Annotated in this window: 17 protein-coding genes; 7 read left to right on the top strand and 10 right to left on the bottom strand. The window is 62.5% G+C overall.

The genetic code is table 11. The annotated features are described in order from the left end of the window. The first annotated feature begins 4 nt into the window (after positions 1-4). Together ACQY47_RS26280 and ACQY47_RS26275 are read left to right on the top strand one after the other, a co-directional pair. Complete coding sequence (locus ACQY47_RS26280; protein ID WP_017136508.1) at positions 5-811, top strand: gamma-carboxygeranoyl-CoA hydratase; 807 nt, start codon at positions 5-7, stop codon at positions 809-811. Further along, a complete protein-coding gene (locus ACQY47_RS26275) occupies positions 808-2,733 on the top strand; it encodes an acetyl/propionyl/methylcrotonyl-CoA carboxylase subunit alpha (RefSeq protein ID WP_177034339.1) in 1,926 nt (641 codons plus the stop codon). Before ACQY47_RS26280 ends, ACQY47_RS26275 begins: the two co-directional genes overlap by 4 nt. Here the strand turns inward: ACQY47_RS26275 and ACQY47_RS26270 are convergent. Further along, a complete protein-coding gene (locus ACQY47_RS26270) occupies positions 2,730-3,365 on the bottom strand; it encodes a LexA family protein (RefSeq protein WP_428553190.1) in 636 nt (211 codons plus the stop codon). The genes ACQY47_RS26275 and ACQY47_RS26270 overlap by 4 nt on opposite strands. A 130-nt stretch (positions 3,366-3,495) precedes the next feature. Between ACQY47_RS26270 and ACQY47_RS26265 the strand changes: the two genes are divergently transcribed. Continuing rightward, a complete protein-coding gene (locus tag ACQY47_RS26265) occupies positions 3,496-3,846 on the top strand; it encodes a DUF6124 family protein (protein ID WP_138454113.1) in 351 nt (116 codons plus the stop codon). Between the two features lie 465 nt (positions 3,847-4,311). Next, positions 4,312-5,463: a M14 family metallopeptidase gene (locus ACQY47_RS26260; RefSeq protein WP_099550041.1), complete on the top strand. Its 1,152-nt coding sequence runs from the start codon at positions 4,312-4,314 to the stop codon at positions 5,461-5,463. A gap of 19 nt (positions 5,464-5,482) precedes the next feature. Here ACQY47_RS26260 and ACQY47_RS26255 read toward each other — a convergent pair whose 3' ends face one another. Then, a complete protein-coding gene (locus ACQY47_RS26255) occupies positions 5,483-6,022 on the bottom strand; it encodes a cytochrome b (RefSeq protein WP_170040865.1) in 540 nt (179 codons plus the stop codon). Next, positions 6,019-7,101: a catalase family peroxidase gene (locus ACQY47_RS26250; RefSeq protein WP_428553185.1), complete on the bottom strand. Its 1,083-nt coding sequence runs from the start codon at positions 7,099-7,101 to the stop codon at positions 6,019-6,021. The genes ACQY47_RS26255 and ACQY47_RS26250 overlap by 4 nt, the downstream gene beginning before the upstream one ends. Before the next feature lie 167 nt (positions 7,102-7,268). Here ACQY47_RS26250 and ACQY47_RS26245 point away from each other — a divergent pair, with 167 nt between their 5' ends. Both ACQY47_RS26245 and ACQY47_RS26240 read left to right on the top strand, forming a co-directional pair. Next, positions 7,269-7,775, top strand: coding sequence for a sigma-70 family RNA polymerase sigma factor (locus tag ACQY47_RS26245; RefSeq protein ID WP_428553182.1), 507 nt, complete (start codon positions 7,269-7,271; stop codon positions 7,773-7,775). Beyond that, positions 7,772-8,509 (top strand): anti-sigma factor family protein, encoded by a 738-nt coding sequence (locus ACQY47_RS26240; RefSeq protein ID WP_236462594.1) that lies wholly within the window; start codon positions 7,772-7,774, stop codon positions 8,507-8,509. Before ACQY47_RS26245 ends, ACQY47_RS26240 begins: the two co-directional genes overlap by 4 nt. A gap of 75 nt (positions 8,510-8,584) precedes the next feature. On the opposite strand, the gene ACQY47_RS26235 is transcribed toward ACQY47_RS26240, so the two are convergent. The 7 genes from ACQY47_RS26235 to ACQY47_RS26205 are packed head-to-tail and all read right to left on the bottom strand — an operon-like array spanning position 8,585 to position 14,935. Next, positions 8,585-9,574, bottom strand: a complete 990-nt coding sequence (locus tag ACQY47_RS26235) for a Csu type fimbrial protein (protein WP_428553179.1) — start codon at positions 9,572-9,574, stop codon at positions 8,585-8,587. Between the two features lie 16 nt (positions 9,575-9,590). Then, complete coding sequence (locus ACQY47_RS26230) at positions 9,591-11,984, bottom strand: fimbria/pilus outer membrane usher protein (protein ID WP_428553176.1); 2,394 nt, start codon at positions 11,982-11,984, stop codon at positions 9,591-9,593. A 44-nt stretch (positions 11,985-12,028) separates the two neighbouring features. Beyond that, positions 12,029-12,814: a fimbrial biogenesis chaperone gene (locus tag ACQY47_RS26225; protein WP_026013650.1), complete on the bottom strand. Its 786-nt coding sequence runs from the start codon at positions 12,812-12,814 to the stop codon at positions 12,029-12,031. A 26-nt stretch (positions 12,815-12,840) separates the two neighbouring features. Further along, entirely contained in the window at positions 12,841-13,341 is a 501-nt protein-coding gene (locus ACQY47_RS26220) for a Csu type fimbrial protein (protein WP_428553172.1), read from the bottom strand. A gap of 5 nt (positions 13,342-13,346) precedes the next feature. Continuing rightward, positions 13,347-13,880: a Csu type fimbrial protein gene (locus ACQY47_RS26215; RefSeq protein ID WP_026013648.1), complete on the bottom strand. Its 534-nt coding sequence runs from the start codon at positions 13,878-13,880 to the stop codon at positions 13,347-13,349. 18 nt (positions 13,881-13,898) lie between these two features. Then, complete coding sequence (locus tag ACQY47_RS26210) at positions 13,899-14,441, bottom strand: spore coat protein U domain-containing protein (protein ID WP_428553168.1); 543 nt, start codon at positions 14,439-14,441, stop codon at positions 13,899-13,901. Further along, on the bottom strand, positions 14,435-14,935 hold the full coding sequence (locus ACQY47_RS26205) for a spore coat protein U domain-containing protein (RefSeq protein WP_017136489.1): 501 nt from the start codon (positions 14,933-14,935) through the stop codon (positions 14,435-14,437). The genes ACQY47_RS26210 and ACQY47_RS26205 overlap by 7 nt, the downstream gene beginning before the upstream one ends. A gap of 215 nt (positions 14,936-15,150) precedes the next feature. Here ACQY47_RS26205 and zapE point away from each other — a divergent pair, with 215 nt between their 5' ends. Then, the gene (gene zapE, locus ACQY47_RS26200) at positions 15,151-16,245 is read left to right on the top strand and encodes a cell division protein ZapE (protein ID WP_428553164.1); all 1,095 of its coding nucleotides are present in this window, start codon (positions 15,151-15,153) and stop codon (positions 16,243-16,245) included. Positions 16,246-16,271: the final 26 nt, after the last annotated feature.

Below are 16,271 nucleotides of genomic sequence, written 5' to 3'. Positions count from 1 at the left end.
CCCCATGAGCGATTTCAACACCCTCGAACTGGTCACCGACAGCCGTGGTTTTGCCACGCTGTGGCTCAGTCGTGAAGCCAAGAACAACGCGTTCAATGCGCAGATGATCCGCGAGTTGATCATCGCCCTCGACCAGGTGCAGGCCGATGCGTCCCTGCGTTTTTTAGTGTTGCGCGCACGTGGCAAGCACTTCAGCGCCGGCGCAGACCTGGCCTGGATGCAGCAATCGGCCGAGCTGGATTACCACACCAACCTGGACGACGCGCGCGAGCTGGCCGAGTTGATGTACAACCTGGCCAAGCTGAAAATCCCGACCCTGGCAGTGGTGCAAGGCGCAGCCTACGGGGGCGCGCTGGGCTTGATCAGTTGCTGCGACATGGCGATTGGCGCCGATGACGCGCAGTTCTGCCTGTCGGAAGTGCGCATCGGCCTGGCCCCGGCGGTGATCAGCCCGTTCGTGGTACAGGCCATCGGCGAGCGGGCCGCGCGGCGCTATGCGCTGACGGCCGAGCGTTTTGGCGGCCAGCGTGCGCGCGACATTGGCCTGCTGGCGGAAAGTTACCCGGCCACCGAGCTGGATGCGCAAGTGGAACTGTGGATCGCCAACCTGTTGCAAAACAGCCCGGCTGCCATGCGCGCCAGCAAGGATTTGCTGCGCGAAGTCGGCAACGGCGCCCTCACCCCGGCGCTGCGTCGGTATTGCGAAAATGCTATCGCGCGGATTCGCGTCAGCGCCGAGGGCCAGGAAGGCTTGCGCGCGTTCCTGCAAAAACGCCCGCCCAGCTGGCAAGCGCAGGAGCCACGTTCATGAGCACACTGACCACTGTGCTGGTGGCCAACCGTGGCGAAATCGCCTGCCGGGTAATGCGCACCGCCAAGGCGATGGGGTTGACCACCGTGGCGGTCCACAGCGCCACCGACCGCGATGCGCGCCATAGCCGCGAGGCCGACATTCGGGTTGACCTGGGTGGCAGCAAGGCCACCGACAGTTACCTGCAGATCGACAAACTGATCGCCGCCGCCCAAGCCAGTGGCGCCCAGGCGATCCATCCGGGTTACGGCTTTCTGTCGGAGAACGCCGGCTTTGCTCGTGCGATTGAAGCCGCCGGTCTTGTTTTCCTGGGTCCGCCCGCCTCGGCCATCGATGCCATGGGCAGCAAATCGGCGGCCAAGGCGCTGATGGAAACTGCCGGGGTGCCGTTGGTGCCGGGTTATCACGGCGCGGACCAGGACCTGGAAACCTTCCGCGATGCCTGCGAACGTATCGGTTACCCGGTACTGCTCAAGGCCACGGCAGGTGGCGGCGGCAAGGGCATGAAGGTGGTCGAGGACGTCAGCCAGTTGGCCGAAGCCCTGGCCTCGGCCCAGCGTGAGGCGCTGTCGTCCTTCGGCAATGGGCAAATGCTGGTGGAGAAGTACCTGCTCAAGCCACGCCACGTGGAGATTCAGGTGTTTGCCGACCAACACGGCCATTGCCTGTACCTCAATGAGCGCGACTGTTCTATTCAACGTCGCCATCAAAAGGTGGTGGAAGAAGCACCCGCACCGGGCTTGAGTGCCGAGCAGCGTAAAGCCATGGGTGAGGCGGCCGTGCGTGCGGCCCAGGCAATCGGCTATGTGGGCGCCGGCACCGTGGAGTTTTTGCTGGACGCGCGTGGCGAGTTCTTCTTCATGGAGATGAACACGCGGCTGCAAGTGGAGCATCCAGTGACCGAGGCGATTACCGGCCTTGATTTGGTAGCCTGGCAGATTCGTGTAGCTCAGGGTGAACCGCTGCCGATCACTCAGGATCAGGTGCCGTTGGTGGGCCATGCGATTGAAGTGCGCTTGTATGCCGAAGACCCGGCCAATGATTTCCTGCCAGCCACCGGGCACCTGGCGCTGTACCGCGAATCTACTCCAGGCCCGGGGCGCCGCGTGGACAGCGGCGTAGCACAAGGCGACAACGTTTCGCCCTTCTACGACCCGATGCTAGGCAAATTGATTGCCTGGGGTGAAGACCGCGAACAGGCGCGCCTGCGGTTGTTGAGCATGCTCGATGAGTTTGCGGTCGGCGGAGTCAAGACCAACCTCGGCTTTTTGCGGCGCATCATCGGCCATCCGGCGTTTGCGGCGGCTGAACTCGATACCGGGTTTATTCCGCGCTATCAGGATGAACTGCTGCCAGCACCTGGTGCTTTGAGCGATGAGTTCTGGCAGGCGGCAGGGGCGGCGTTTATGCAGAGCCAGCCCGCCGGTGAAGGACCGTGGGCGGATAACCGAGGCTTTCGTGCCGGGTTGCCGAGCGACGTGTCGTTGCACTTGAGTTGCGCCGGGCAGGACCGGCTGGTGAAGCTGGTAGCGGGCACTGCGCAATTGCGCGGCGAGCAACTACTGATCGAACGCCATGGCGTGCGCCGCGCTTATCTGGCGGTACGCAGCGAAGGCATCCTGTATCTGCGCTGGGACGGCCAGATGCAGGCCGTCAGCTTGTATGACCCGATTGCTGCAGTCGAGGCCAACCAGACTCATCAAGGCGGCCTCACAGCGCCGATGAACGGCAGCATCGTGCGGGTGCTGGTAGAAGTCGGTCAACACGTGGAGGCTGGCACTCAGCTGGTGGTGCTCGAGGCCATGAAGATGGAGCACAGTATCCGCGCGCCTCACGCCGGGGCGGTCAAGGCAGTGTTTTGCCAGGAAGGCGAAATGGTCGCCGAAGGCAGCGCCCTGGTGGAACTTGAGACCACGGACTAGAACTTCGCCGTGGCTTGCACCACGACCCCGAGGATTCGGCACGCATCGGTGAACAGCTGCTTGGGATAAGTCGGATTGAGCGGCACCAGGTAAAGCTGGCCGCTCTCTTCCATCAATTGGCGAAAGGTCGCCTGGGCGCTGTCGGCCCATTGCGCAACCACCAGCTTGCCGGGTTCGGGCTCGATGGCCGGGTCCACCAGAATCATCATGCCCGCACCGACGCTCAGGCCGCTGGGCGCGGTCATGGCATCGCCCGTTACGGGCAGCCAGAAGGCTTCGCCCTGGGCATGGTAATCGCTCAGTTCGAAACGGGCCGCGCCGTAGGTCGGGCGCTCTTCGCGGATTTCGCAGACGCCTTTCCAGTCGCTGACCGGGTAGCGGAAATACGGGTTGTAGTGTTTTTCCAGCGCGGGTGTTGGGTCGGCCTTTTCGCGAATCTCCAGCGCGACTTCCAGATAGCCGAGCCCCAGCTCGTCCAGCACCCGGTTCATGTCCGCAAGACTGGGCACGCGGCGCTTATTGAGCCAATGACCGACGCCGCCCTGGGACATGCCCAAGCGTTCGGCCAGTTCATCCTGCGTGACCTTGCGGTCTTTCATGTTGGCTTTGACCAACGCTATCCAGTTGTCCATGGAGCCTGACCATACGTTGCGCAATTGCCACGACAATAAACAGTTTGTAGTAATCCATCAAATGACATAAATACGATTCGTATTACTATCAGGTGCAGGTTTTCAACGTCCAGCCAGAGTAATCGCCCTCATGATGACCCTCCCGAATCACCTGCCTTGCACGCCCGAAACCGACGAACTGCTGACCCTGCGCAGCAGTGGCGCCGCGCAACGGGCACTCGACTATTACCTGAAAGAAGATGTGTCGGCGCCCACGCCTGACGCCGCGTTTTTCGACATCAGGCCCGGCATCAGCCAGGAAGACGCCCTGGTGCACGCATCGGACCTGCTACGCAGTGCGGCGGCAGCCGCCTATGAATCGGCAAGCAACCGGCAGGGCAACCAGCGGGACCTGGCCTTTTCGGTGGTGTATTTGATTGATATGGCCAAAGCGATGGTGGAACAGGCAGTGCAGGTGCCTGCTGCCCAGGCGAACGCCTGACAGGCACGTAAGAAAAATATTTCTATCACACGGATAAAAACATTTGACTTGCAAATGATAATGATTATTATTGGGCTCAGCTGATCGCGAGATCAGTCGATAGACCAAGGGACCTTAGGTCGGACTCTTGGAATATCTCCTCATCAGGCTAATCACGGTTTTTGACCCGGCTCTTTGGCCGGGTCTTTTTTTTGCCAGTTTTTCTGGCGTGGCTTCAGGCTAATGAAGACTGTGTGTTGCTTGATGGCGCGCATGGTAGCAAAAGAGCATCGCCAAAAGAAAGCCGATCGAACGCTCTAGCCCGGATCTTTGCGAAATAGCGCTTGAGAATCAATCTCATAGAATCTAAGCTGCCTCGGCGTCAAGGACGACGCCCCCTTCCCCGTGCAACAATTTTGCACCAAGATTTTGCCTCACTCCTGTGTAAGATATCTGCCACAACAATCCTACGCAGGCAGCCAGCCCATGACAGTGGCCTTGACCTCCATCAAGATCAGCACCGACTTCGACAGCGGCAACATCCAGGTCCTGGATGCCAGCGACGCTTATCAGTTGTTGCTGGCGATCAAACCCGATACTCGCAGCGCACATTTCCAATGGTTCCACTTCAAGGCCGAAGGCATGCATGTGGGCCATACCCACACCTTCCGCCTGAGCAACGCCAGCCATTCGTCATATAAAAATGCCTGGAGTGGTTACAACGCCGTGGCGTCCTACGACCACGTCAACTGGTTCCGCGTGCCCACGCGTTTTGATGGCGATACATTGCACATCAGCCTGCAAACCCGCGAGAAGCAAGCCTGGTTCGCCTACTTCGAACCGTATAGCCGTGAGCGTCACGACTGGCTGATCGAACAGGCCTTGAACCGCGCCGGTACCCAACTGCTCGCCACCGGCAAAAGCGTCGAGGGCCGTGATATCCAGCTGCTACGCCGCGGCAAAGGTGGCGAAGGCCAGCGCAAGGTGTGGATCATCGCCCAGCAGCATCCCGGCGAACACATGGCTGAATGGTTTATGGAAGGCGTCATCGAGCGCCTGCAACAGGACGGTGATGCCGAGCTGAAAAAACTCCTGGCAGTCGCCGACCTGTACCTGATCCCCAACATGAACCCCGATGGCGCCTTTCACGGGCACCTGCGCACCAACGCCATGGGCCAGGACCTCAACCGTGCCTGGCAGAACGCCAGCGAGGCGCTCAGCCCGGAAGTGCTGTTCGCCCAGCAGCAGATGGAGAAATACGGCGTCGACCTGTTCCTCGATATCCATGGCGATGAAGAAATCCCCTACGTCTTCACCGCAGGCTGCGAAGGCAACCCCGGTTACACCCCGCGTATCGAAGCGCTGGAAAAACACTTCCGCAGGCACTTGAGCGCCCTGACCCGCGATTTCCAGACCACCCACGGCTACACCCGCGACCTGCCGGGCGAAGCCAACATGACCCTGGCCTGCAATGCCGTTGGCCAGCAATACGACTGCCTGTCGCTGACCCTCGAGATGCCCTTCAAGGACAACGACGACGCCCCCAACCCGAAAACCGGTTGGTCCGGTGAGCGCTCCAGGCAACTGGGCAAGGACGTGTTGAGCACCGTGGCCGATATCGTCACCACCCTGCGCTGACCCGCCCTGCCCCCCGGCATCAGCCTTTGGTGCCGGTCATGCTTTGCAGCACACCGTCGCGACGAATCAACCCGTGAAACAGCGCCGCCGCCAGGTGTAACAGTACTGTCAGGAACAACAGGTAGGCCAGGTAGCCATGGGCCTTGCGCAGCAGCGCAAATAACGGTGCATTGGCCGCTAACAACGCCGGCAATTGCACCGAACTGCTGAGCATCACCGGGTCACCGGCCGCCGAAATCATCGCCCAGCCCAGCAGCGGCAGCACCAGCATCAACGCATATAACACGACATGGGACGCTTTGGCGGCCAGCACTTGCCACAGTGGCAGGTCAGCCGGCAACGGCGGCTGACGGGTGGAAAAGCGCACCACCAGCCGCACGATCACCAACGCCAGAATCGCGATACCCAGTGGCTTGTGCAGATGAATCAGCCACTCGTGACGCTCCGACACCGACGCCGCCATGCCCGCGCCGATAAACAACATGGCAATGACCATCAACGCCATCAGCCAATGCAGCAGGCGAGCCAGAGGCGCGAAAAACCGTGGTTGGGCATTCATGGTTTCGACTCCTGAGGGGCACTGTGCAGCGGGCTGACTTCGCCAGCGCGGCGTACGTAGGAACTGGCATAAGCCGCCGAGCGTGCAGCCAGCAGCGGGTCATTGGAGGCTTGGATACCGCTGGGCAGAATCAGCGGGTCAAAGTTGATATCGCGGCAATCGCCGTCAGCCTGCGGTTGGCTGCTTTGCAGCACCAGGGTGCCGGCGTTGAGCACCTTGTGCTCGCCGGTCCAGGCTTTGCTGGCGTCGTCCAGCGGATCGCCGGGGTTGGCCAGGGTCAGGTTCAGCTGCCAACGCAGCGGCCCGGAAGCCAGACGCTGCACCAAATCCTTTTCGAGAAAGTCAGCGCCAGGCGGCGCGGTGTCACCCGTCGCATCCTGGCTCTGTGGCACTACGCCCCAACGCACCGCCTGGCGCTGGCCATCGGCGTTTACCAGGTAAAAGGCATTGATGCCGTTGTAGGTTTCGGTCGCGTAACTGGCCGAGGGCTTGGCGGTCTTGACCCACGCCAGGAACGGCGCCGTCTCGGGGTGCGCGGCAAAAAACGCCGGCATACTGGCCGGGTTCGGCTTGCCGGTGGCCGGCTCGGGTGCGCCGGCCTTGAGCATCTGGTAAAACGCCTCAGGCGTGCCCACCGGGAACACCGGCATGCTGTTCATCCCCGTACGCCATTGCTGGCCGTTGGCCTGGCTGAACTGCACCGCGAAACTGCGGATCGGCACACTGCTGTCCGGCGCGTAGGGGTTGCCGCTGGGCAAGGCGAATCGGCCGATCACCGGGGTTTTCGCCTCGCTGAACACCTGGGCACTGGAGTAAGCGCGCGCCTCGGGGCTGCTCTCGAAGTAACCGGCCACACACACGCCCTTGGCATGGTTACGCCGAAACCCAGGGTGTACACCGTTATTGGTTTCCAGGGCATTGACCAGGGTTTTGGGACGCAGGCGCTGTGGGTCAAGCGTGCCGTTGACGTAGGCGAATGCCCCGGCAACAACCGCAACCACGGCACCGATACCGGCGAGCCTTGCGATCAGGCTCGCAGTACTCAACGCAGGACGGGGCGGTGATGAGTGATCTACCATGAAGTGACTCCAAGGCCAGAGGCCTAAGCTTGAAACATAAGGTCGGAGCATTAAGACGAACGCCGATAAGCTCTATTCCCCTGCTGTGAATTTATTTTCAAAGCGTGGGAATAACCGTCAACGGCATACGTCTCTCAAGTCCCAGCGTAGCGACCAGCCAGATTCCCATGCACGAACTCGACGAACCGTTACGTGAACTCATCCCCAGGCTGCGACGTTTTGCCGTGTCCCTGACGCGTAACGCCAGCAGCGCCGACGACCTGGTGCAGTCCACGCTCGAGCGGGCGATCATCAGCTGGGCCGACAAACGCCTGGAAGGAGACCTGCGCGCCTGGCTGTTCTCGATCCTCTACCGCCAGTTCCTCGACGCCCACCGGCGCAGCCGCCGTTATGCACGCATGCTCGAATTCTTCACCGGCCGTGACGATGCACAACCCTCGGTGGAGCGCACAGTGATGGCCCAATCGACCCTGCACGCCTTCGACCAACTCAACACCGAGCAACGTGCACTGCTGCTGTGGGTGTCGGTCGAAGGGTTAAGTTACAAGGAAGTCGCCGAGATCCTGGCGGTACCGGTAGGCACCGTGATGTCGCGCCTGTCCCGTGCGCGCCAGACCTTGCGTCAACTCAGCGAAGGCGAAATTACCAGCCCTGCCCTGCGGATACTCAAATGATCAGCCTGCCCCCCAGCGAACGCGATTTGCATGCCTACGTCGATCACCAACTGCCCGAGAGCGACCGCCGTGTGCTTGAAACCTGGTTGGCTGCCCACCCTGAAAGGGCCGCCCAGGTACATGCCTGGCAACAGGATGCACAAGCCCTGCGCGCCGCCTTGAGCGGAACCTTGCAGCAACCGGCCAACCCCGACCTCGACCCGGCACTGATTCGCCAACGCATTCGGCATCAATCGCGCCGCCACCTGGCCAGCGCCGCCGTGCTGCTGATCGCAGTCTGCCTCGGCGGGCTTGGCGGTTGGCACGCGCGCGAAGCGACCCAACCATCGATGTTGCCGATGGCCGACGCCATGCAGGCGTTTCGCCTGTTTGCCCAGGACGGCATCATGCCCGCCGACTTCAGCACCGAAGATGGCGGCACTATGCAAGCCTGGCTGGATCGCTATTTCAACCAGGCCCATCGCCTGCCCGATTTGAGCCAGGCCGGTTTCAAGCCCGTGAGCGGGCGCCTGCTCACCACTGAGCAAGGTGCGGCGGCGATGGTGTTGTATGAGGATCAGCAAGGCCATCGCATCAGCTTTTACATCCGCCCACCGGGACCGGAAAACGGCTTTTTGCCGCGCGGCAGCCGCAGCGCCGATGGGTTGCAGGCCGATTACTGGTCCGGTGGCGGGTACAACTATGCGATGGTCAGCCCGGTGGATCAGGCGGCTACGCACTTGCTCAAGTTCTAGAGGATCAAGACCGGCTTTTGTGGGAGCGGGCAAGCCCACACATTTTGACCGCGTGGACCTTCAACGGACGCGGCGTTAAAAGCCCACATCCAGCACCACATTATCAATGTAGGTGCCGCCCGGCGGCGTGGCTTGGTCAGTGTAGATCTTGGCGTTGTAGTTGAACACTTGGCTGCCGGTGCCCAGGCCGTTGCCGGGGTTGATCTCGGCCGAGGAACTGGCCCGCCGTGCTGCGCCCACACTGCCCCAGCGCGTGGTGCCGGCACTCATGAAGATGTCGTAGGCCAGGAAGTTACCGCCGGAAATCATCCGCCGCCGTCCGCCCACGCTCACCGGGTTCTGCCCATCACTGAGGCCGACGGTGTAGGCACTGCCCTTGGTGCAGGCCACACTGGCCTGGCCGTTGACGGTGGCGAAGGCGCTGACCACCGGCGCACTGCCGAACGCAATCGGCGGCGTGGTGATCTGGCAGTCGTTGACCACCGTCATGCTGACGTTCAAGGTCGTGGTGCCGTTGTTGATCTCACGGCCCAGACAGGCCCCAGCAATACCAATGCCCGAGCAATAGTTCCAGTTCCAGAAAATACTCAGGGTTTCGCTGTACACCCCCGACGCCACGTTGCTGCCAAGGGTGGTGGCGAAGTACAGCGGCACGACTTTGGTGCCCGGCCCGAACACCAGGCCAAGGGAGGCGGCAATGCCGCCACTGCCGCCAAAATCGAACGCGGTGCCGCGTGTCATCGGGAACGCCGTGGTGTTGTTGGCATAGATCGTATAGTTGATGACATCACCGGTCGGCCCCACCAGGCCACCTTGGGGCGAACCACTGACGGTCGCGTAAAAATGGTCATTGGAGGCCAACACCGACAATAGCGCCGGCGTGCAGCTGAAGCCGGCATTGGTGGTCGAACTGGGCTGAGAGGTGGTGCGCACGGTCATCGAACTCACCGTCGTGCCAAAGCTGGCCGGTACGCTGGCCACCACCGAGCACACGGCCTGCACCTGCGCCGACACGCCCAGGTTTGCCAGCAACAGGCACCGCAACAGCCATTCCTTGACCCGCACACGCACACTCCCTATGTCATTGGCACACCAGTGGCCCGATCAGTGGCACCTGGGCCTGGGTGGTATCCAGCTCGAACATTGCCTGGCAGGTCTGGCCGTTACCCAAGGTGACTTGCAAGGTGTTATGGGCGGCCAGGTTCTCCAGGTACACCAGGCCGTCCCACCCCACCACCGCCTGCGCGCCGCTTTGCTCGTGTCGCACCTGGCTGCCCAGTGGCAAGTCCTGGTGCTGGGCGTCGACCAAGGTGATGCTCGCCGCGATCACCTGGCGCACCGGGAATTCCAGCAAGTAGCCACTGCCACGGCGCACGGCCACCCGTTGCTCGACGTTGGGCACCTGCACGTTCGATGGCAGGTTCAGTGGGTCGATCTCATATTTGGCGCGGTAGTAAGCACTGGTCCACGGCACCAGCAAGTGCCCGTTGCGGTCGGTTTCGCCCACCACCTGGTTCTCGTAGCGCACCGGTACACCACTGACCCCATCGGTGCTTACCACCACAAACGCATCGTTGACGCGGTTGGCGGCAAACATTTGATTGTCCATCCACACCAACGAGCCACTGGCGTCCGCCCACCGAGTTTCCGCGTCGCTGCTGCCGTACACGCCGGCCTGCAACTGCACCGACTGCAGGCGCCAGGTCAGGTCAGCCTGGCGATAAGCCGGCCCATCACCGCTGGCGTAACCCAGGTTGAAGCCCACGCCGCCTTCGGCCGGCACTGCTCGGCTGTAGTTGACGCGCTGCTGGCTCGCGCCGGTTTTACTGCGCTCGGTGCCCACGCTGAGGCTGCCGTAGACGTCGAACGGCACCACCACCTGCGCCTGCACCGCCCAACTGCTATCACCCACTTCATGGTTGGCCGACAGGTAAAAACTGCTGTTGCGCCACAACGGCTTGCTCCAGGTCAGGTTCACCAGGCGGGTGCGCGAATCATCCGCCGCCTGCACATCGAAATAGCCGACGCCCAGGCTGCCAAAATTGTTCAGGTTCAGGCTCAAGGTCGCCTGCTGGCTGCGCTTGCTGAGGCTGGCGTAAGGCGTGTCGATCAGGCTCAAGTCGGCGTATTGCTCACGGCGCTCGACCCGTTGATACGAGAGGCTGTAGCGCTGGTTGCTGTATTGGTAGCCCAGGCTCAGTTGCTGGCCGGTCCTGCCGTCGTACTGGCTTTGGCTGACGGCGGTATTGAGCACGCCGAAGTTACCGACCCGCAGGTTGCCGCCGACACCGCCCAGGGTCAGGTCACTGGAGGCTTCGGCATGGCTTTCGAGGGTAAATGCATCCGAGATGCCGTAGCGAAAGGTGCCGCTGGCCACGCCAGGGCCATAGCCAAAGTCCCGTATGGTGTAGTCGCGGCGCAAATTACCCGCCGCCACCGAGAAGTCCGACAAGCCCTTTTGCAGCAAGGTACTGGTGACATAGAACGGCACCGTGGTCGACACCTGCCGGCCCAGGGCATCGGTGGTGACCACCACCGCCTCGCCGGCGCCGTTGATAAACGGCACGTTGGTGAGGGTGTACGGCCCCGGCTGCAGATCAGCACTGCTGGATTTATAGCCATTGATAAACAGGTCCACCGACGACGGCACCGCCGCCTCCCCGGCAAACTGCGGCAGCGGGTAGGTGACCAGGTCCGGGCGCACGCCAAAGTCCCGCGACAGCTGCACACCGCCCAGGCGCACCGAGGTGCTCCAGGGCAAGGCGCCGCTGATCACATCGCCGGCTTCATAGGTCAACAGGCGCTCATCGTCGGAGAACCGCCAGGTGGTGTCATAGCGCCGATAGCCGTTGTCGAGCGAACTGCCAGCGGTTTCCCGGCCAATGGTGGTGCGGTATTGGCCGGTGTTGGACAACGTGCCCCAGGTATCGAATAGCCGCACTTCGTTGAAGATACCGAGGTAGGTGCCCGCATCGTCCGTGTTGTTCAGGTAGGCGTCATAGTTGAGCAACGCGCCGAAGCTGGTCAGCGCCTGAGTGCGTGGGTAGTTGTTGCGGCTGCCGATAAATTGCTCCGGCAGCCAGGCCGGCGGCACGCTCAGTACCAGGCGCTGGCCCTGGCTGTCGTAATCGGTGTGCAGGCCAGGAAAGCTTTCCAGCGCGACTTCGCCAGGCACGGCACCAGGCAGCTTCACACCGACTTCCTGCAACACCGACGCAGGCAAAAACAACTGCCCGGCACGCTGATCGACGGCGACCACACGGCCGGTGTCCATCTGGTTGACCACCAGTTCCAGGAACAACTGCGCATCGGCAACAGCCTCCATACTGCTGGGCGGGGGCGGCAACGGCGCAGCGAAGCCCGGCGGCGCCAGCACCCAGCCAGACAAGCCGCCCACCACCCACACCGATCGCCATAGACATCGAGCCCGATCCTGGCTCACCAAGGCTTTGTGCCCATCAATGGACATCTCCATCCGTTGTTAACACCAGGGCCTACTCCATGCCCTGCCACACTGAGTTAGCGTCCTGGCGCGAGATTCTCCACTTGCGTTGCCCCATTGATGCGCACCTGCAGCGGCTGATCGGCTGGCAAACCATCCGGCACCGGCCAGCGCATGGTCGCGCCCGGCAGCACATAGCCCATCAAGCCTTCTACCAATGGCCGCGGCTGGCCGCCCTGCTTGAACGTGGCATCGGTAAGGCGCGCATGCACAGCGCCCTGGTTGCGCATCTCGACGTAGTTGCGCCCGCCCACGGTGACTTTTTTCCAGCTTAAATCCGGCTTGCCGGCGGTTTTCGGGTCACGGTCACGGGTGCCGTCGACCTTGCTCCACAGGCCTGGACCGTAGGCAAACAATGGCACCGAATAACGCATCTGGAAGCGGATAGCAGCGGCGGTCTTGCCATCCGCCGGAGCCGGCGGTGGTGTGGCCGAAGGGATCTCATCGATGATGATGCGATAGGCCAGCTCCTGGCCGGGCGGCACTTCTTTGGTTCGGGTCAGGCGCACCAATTGCTTTTGCCCAGGCTCGATTTTCGCCACCGGCGGGCTGCCAATCACATCGCGCTGGTTCTGGTATTGCTCATCAAAACCGCTCTGGGTCCAGGCAAACACGCGGATCTGCAGGTTGGCGGTCTCGGTGCCGCGGTTCTCCAGCCACAGCGCGCTGGCCTGTTGATCGGCTTCCAGCACCGGGTCAATCGGCCAGATCAGCACCGAGCTGGCCGCCTGGGCCTGCCCCGCTGCCAACATCAACAACCCGCTCAAACCCGCTGCCCACCCGTGCCGGGAAGCTGCACACATAGATCTCACTCCTTATACCGATCGCCTTACCACGACAGCTGCACCTGCAACGTGTCGCTGTACGTCCCCCCAGGCTGGTTACCCGGTAATTGCACTCGCCCATAAATCGGCAAGGTGATGTTGTTGGCATCGCTGTAGGCCACGCTCACGCTTTGGCTGATCCCCAGGCTCTGGCTGAACGCCGCGTCCCGAAACAATTGATAAGCCACCTGGGCGGTGCCGCTATTGAGCTGCATCCGTCGTCCGCTGTTGTTATGCAACCCGCCATCGACACTCATGCTCAGCGCCACCCCCGGCGTGCATTGCAGGGTCACGCCGCCCGTCAGCGCGACAGACGCCGTGCTGGTGGCCAACGCCGAATAGGTGCCGAACGCCAGGCTGCCATAATTGGTACCGCCGCCGACCACCAGGCAACCTGGCGTGATCGTCGCGCTGACCTGGAACGACTGGCTGGTCACCGCCAACAGCGACAACGGCATTCCCCAGCCGATGCACACCGCCAACGCCGCACACCCTGCCCGGCCCATCGCCCTTAGAACGTCAGGGTCACGTTAACCGTGTCGGTGTAAGTACCGGCCGGTAAGCCCGCCTTGCCATTGGCCTTGCCGTAGATATTCACGGCCTGGGCCACGCCAGTGCTCGGCGCCAGGTTGATCACCCCGCCGATGGCCAGCAGCGTCGAGTGGCCGCTGTCGGTGTAGAGGTCATACGGCACGTAATTGGCCACCCCGTCATACAGCGCGCGACCACCGCCCACGGACTGGCCGTCGTGGGCACCGGCAGACACCGTCAACGTCGGTGAAGTACCCGCCGAACACAGGATCGACAACGCCCCGCCACCGCCGCCCAGCACCTGGCCGTCGGCTTCGGTGAACAGGCTGTTGGCGGTACCGAAGTTCAAGTTACCGAAGCTCATCCCGCCGGTGGCTGCAGCGCCGTTGACCTGGCAGCTGCTGGTGAGCACCAGGGTGGCGCTGACCGTACCGGCCACCGTCGCCGCCTGTGCGCCCGACACCCACGCCAACGCCATCAATGGAAAAACCGCCTTTGCTATAAGTGCATGCATGATGTCCATCCTCATCGTTTACCAATCCAGAGTCACCGTCAGGGTGTCTGTGTAGATGCCGGCCGGTAAGGCCCTGGTATTCGCCACCACCGAGCCGAATACCGGGATCGGTACTTGTGTGCCCTTGGTCACGACGAAATTGCGTTGCTCGCCAATGCTGTAGCTGCGCCGGCCAAGCGGGTCAGCCGACAGTTGATAGGGAATGGTCTGGCGCCCGTTACTCAGGCGCCTTGTGGTGCCATCACCATGGGCGCCGCCGTCGATGGTCACGGTGAAGCTGCTGACCACCGAGGGGTTGCAGGACACCGACAGCGGCGCCTTGCTGCCATCGGTAACACCCGCACCCAACGGGTGGCTCCATGTAGGCCCCTGGGTGCCGAAATCCAGCAGCGCACTACCGCCAGCGGGGCTCACCGGCGCGCTCTCGATGTCTTTGCTCACCTGGCAACTGGCGGTGATGACCAGCCGAGCGTGGATCTGCCCGGCGACCGCCGCTTGGGCGTCATCGGCCAGCAGCAACAGGCCGCCCATGGCCGCCAGGGCCAAGCTGCGGCTTACCATGTGACGGTGACCTTGAGCAGGTCGGTGTAGCGACCGACCGCCGGGATGTCCTTGAGCGGCTCAATGCGCCCATACAGCGGCAGGTCGACACTGCCGGAGTCGGGCACACGCCCGCTCAGCGGTTCATTGACCGGCAAGGCGATACGCCGCGCGGCATCGGCATAGATACGATAGGGAATCGGTTTGCTCGAGGGCGTCGCAGCACTCAGGTAGCGCACTTCGCCGCTGCCGCCATGCAGGCCGCCGTCAACGCGCAGTTGGTAAGGGGTGTCGGGGTTGCACTCCAGGCGCGGTTGGCGCTGGCTGATAAGCGCCGCACTCAGAGGCCCGGCCGGGTCATCCAGACGCGGGCCGCTGCCAAAATCCAATACGCCAAGTTGCTCGATGCCCGCACTGCGGGTAGTGCCCACCAACTGGCAGCCCCGTTGCACGTCGATGCGCACCTCCACCTGGAGTTGCGCAGCGTAAACCGTGCTGCAGAGCATCGTGCCCATGACTGCCAAAACGCCTCGTCCCTTCACGGCCCCAAATCCTTGTACAGGGGTGATTGCTCTGTAAGAGGTTAGCCTCAAAGGGCGAAACTGCCAGTCTGGGCCGGGTGGCGGGCGTTACATGCCTTTTCGAGATAGCGGGGGGCGCCGTTCTGTATTGGTCAAATCGACGCGAGCGCCCTAAAGTGGGCAACCACCGACATACAGAGTGACGTGCATTGGTTGTGTTTTCCCTGATTCAGCGTCTGCTGGGTAAAAAAACCGCGCTGACAGGCGCCTCGCCTATCCCGGCGTTCTTTGAAAACAAGGCCCGAGACCAGGGCTATACCCTCAGCGCCGGCCAAACCCAGGCGATTACCGCCCTCGCCCGCGAAACCCGGCACCTGCTCGCCGGCCAGCCGACGCGCAGCCTGTACCTGCACGGCCCGGTGGGGCGTGGCAAAAGCTGGCTGCTCGATGGGTTTTTCCAGGCGCTGCCGATTGCACAAAAGCAACGCGTGCACTTCCATGCATTTTTCACCCGCCTGCACCAAGGCATGTTCCAGCACCGCGAACAGGACGACGCCCTGGGCGTGACGTTGGACGAGCTGCTGGCCGATTGCCGGGTGCTGTGTTTCGACGAATTCCACGTCCACGATATCGGCGATGCCATGCTCATCAGCCGCCTGTTCCAGGCCTTGTTCCAGCGTGGCGTGCTGGTGCTGGTGACCTCAAACTACGCCCCCGACGGCCTGCTGCCCAACCCGCTGTACCACCAGCGCTTCAAGCCGGTGATCGACTTGATCGCCACGCGCATGCAGGTGCTGGAAGTCAGCTCGCCCGAGGATTTTCGCAGCTTGCCCCAGGCCCATGCCGAACAGCGTTTCACCGGCGGCCAGTATGTATGGCCCGGTAGCGCCGCCCAGCGCGAAGTCCTCGGGCTGCCCGCCACACCTGGCGCGGCGCAAACCCTGAAGGTCGGCAACCGCCGATTGCTCTGCCGCAGCCATCAGGCGCGCAGCATCGTGTTCACCTTCAACGACCTGTGTGAACAGCTCACCGCCGTGATGGATTACCTGTTGCTGTGCGAGGATTTCGACCACTGGGTCATCGACGGCCTGCCCTCCCTGGCTGACTGCCCGATCGCCGTGCAACAGCGTTTTATCAACCTGGTGGACGTACTCTACGACCAGGACAAACGCCTGACCCTGATCGGCCAGCAACCCCTGGCGCGAGCCCTGGAAGGCCAGGCCATCGACCTTGCCCGCACCGCCAGCCGGCTGAACCAATTACACACGGTGTGCCCGCAACCCGCGCCCGACCCGGTATCATGAGCGCCTTTCACGCCCACCTTGCCGAG

The sequence above is a fragment of the Pseudomonas edaphica genome (assembly GCF_965277385.1).
In the GTDB taxonomy this organism is placed as follows: Bacteria; Pseudomonadota; Gammaproteobacteria; order Pseudomonadales; family Pseudomonadaceae; genus Aquipseudomonas; species Aquipseudomonas edaphica.
Note: the sequence above shows the minus strand (reverse complement) of the source record. Positions and strands in the feature narration are given on the sequence as shown.